The organism is Candidatus Symbiopectobacterium sp. NZEC135, assembly GCF_025962695.1.
Genome location: NZ_JAGFPF010000237.1, coordinates 1 through 2,165, shown reverse-complemented (window position 1 = coordinate 2,165; position 2,165 = coordinate 1). Strand labels below are relative to the sequence as shown.

3 protein-coding genes are annotated in these 2,165 nt (G+C 43.9%); all 3 read right to left on the bottom strand.

Annotation, left to right across the window (positions count from 1 at the left end; all coding sequences use genetic code 11):
* The coding region (locus J5224_RS25360) for an ATP-grasp domain-containing protein (protein WP_264627971.1) at positions 1–832 on the bottom strand (832 nt) is incomplete at its 3' end.
* Entirely contained in the window at positions 832–1,467 is a 636-nt protein-coding gene (locus J5224_RS25355; RefSeq protein WP_264627970.1) for a 2OG-Fe dioxygenase family protein, read from the bottom strand. The genes J5224_RS25355 and J5224_RS25360, both read right to left, overlap by 1 nt.
* Positions 1,468–1,775: 308 nt before the next feature.
* On the bottom strand, positions 1,776–2,165 hold a 390-nt coding region (locus J5224_RS25350; RefSeq protein ID WP_264627969.1), incomplete at its 5' end, for an EamA family transporter.

The following is a 2,165-nucleotide window of genomic DNA, read 5'->3' as shown; positions in this document are numbered from 1 at the left end:
GACGACACGCAAGCTCACCAAAAATAATATGCTGAGACTTATCAACAAATACCTCTAAATGGAACAAAGTGTCATTGGGCGTAGGGAATATTTCTTCCAAGAGGTATCGCGTATAGCCAGTCAGTTGCTGAAGCAGGTAACTATTGCATTCCATCACCAGTCCCAGCGATTCACCAGACAAAAAATCCAGACAGGAGACATTGGCTCGAGAAGCAGAAATAAAAATCGGCCGCCCACACAGATATAAGCCGTTAATTTGGTAAGCGTGGCCTTCAATAAACCGCTCTATTAGCAAATTGTGAAAATGCAAGGGCGTTATCATTTGTAGACAGGCTTTCAATTGATTGTCGTTACGTATAACAACAACATTCTGTGAGCCCCTACCATCAGTCGGTTTTATAACACTGGGATAACCGTGGGTTTCTATAAATAAGGCGATATCTGTAGCATTTTTGACGAGAGCCATCTCCGGTATCGCTACCTGGTACTGCTGCACCAGAGATTTCATTAAAAATTTGTCGCGAAAATAGAGTGCCTCTTTGGCAGACTGATGAGTAAGGCCCAAACGGTCGTTAACATCGACTTCTGCCAAAAAATGGACTTCTTTCACTGGATGGCACTTGGCATAATCATAGAGATCCAGTTCCACCATTGGGTTATCGTTGAAGTCATCGTAGAAACGAACAACGAACAGATCACCAAGATGGTTCATCACGTCAATGCGATGTTCGCTGCAAGTGGCAAATACGAGCGGAGTATTCCTCTGCAAAAACGCCCACTCGGACCGTTGATGTTGAAGAATAATTTTAGCAGGGCATAATAAAATATTCATCACGACACTCGATCATCAAAGGTGATGACAAAAACATCGCGATATCCCTTTCCCGGTAATAGTGGAACTATCGCTGAAGTATAATGTAGATAATTAACATCATTAAAAACCACCGCTTCCCCTTCATTTAGTTTGAACGTCACCACTTTAGCGGTGTCTTTATCACAAGGGATAAGTGTAGTATCTCCTCCAGAAACATTATTTAATTCGATACAACACACCGATATATAGGTAAAACCGTCCTGATGGATGCCTTCAGGGGCTGGGTGACCGATATTTAAACTATCTGTAGTGATACGAATCTGATGAATGCCTATTTGATATTCCTTATCTGGCAAAATTGGGACAAGACGGGAAATAATTGAATCAAAAACAATATCAGCAACATCAGGCACCAAGCCTGCATATTCACGTTTAACTCCACCAGAATAACAATTTAGATGCGAAGGCTGATAAAATGGCATGTTTGAGTTAAGATAACTAAATTGTTGAGATTTCAAAACAGCTTGCTGATAACAGCGAAACCGAAAATGACTGTCCTTGGGTTTCAACCAAAGGTCGGGTGGTAAATCATTAAAGCTATCTTTCAAAAAACGTGGAATATCACCTACAGGTAAGAACTGATAATATTGCATATATTATTCGTCCATGTGTGAGATCAAAGTTTTTGGAAATTTATATTTCATACAAGACAATCCACACCATAATATGAACTTATTTTATCCATCTAAGTTCAACACCTAGTTAACAGCATTCAACCTTTTTCAATTATGACCAAGAAATCAAGCCACACCGCTGTAGACTCAACGCAGACGATCGGCAGAGTGGAACGCAAACACTCCCCCCAATCCTGCGGTCGAGGCCATCGATCAAGGTAACAAGCATTGGGTCATCGAGAATGAGCGTCCAGAGATGCCAGTACGCCTAGACAATTTTTTCCATGTTACTGATGCAGCTTCCCCCTGGCATCCATGGCAATCAACAGCACGGATGAGAGAATAAGCAGCGTGCCAAGCCAGTCCGGCAGCGTGAAGGTAATGCCCAGCAGCAGCAAGGACAACACCGCACTGGTCAGCGGCTCCGCACAGCTGAGAATACTGGCCTTCTGGCCGCCAATCAGCGATGCGCCCTTGAGATACAGGCTAAACGTCACGGCGGTACCCACGATAATCAGGTAGAAGAAGGCAAACAGGCCCAGGCCGTTAACCGCAATATTCTCTTCCGGCAGCAGGAAGAACGGCATCATCGATACCCCGGCAATAAACATGCTCCACCCCACCACCAGCAACGTGCCGTGCCGGGATATCAGGCCCGAGGAGTAAGTGGAATAGAA

Bases quoted from the DNA above. Each gene is read 5' to 3' on its own strand.
- J5224_RS25355 (WP_264627970.1), bottom strand. From the start codon at position 1,467: ATGCAATATTATCAGTTCTTACCTGTAGGTGATATTCCACGTTTTTTG.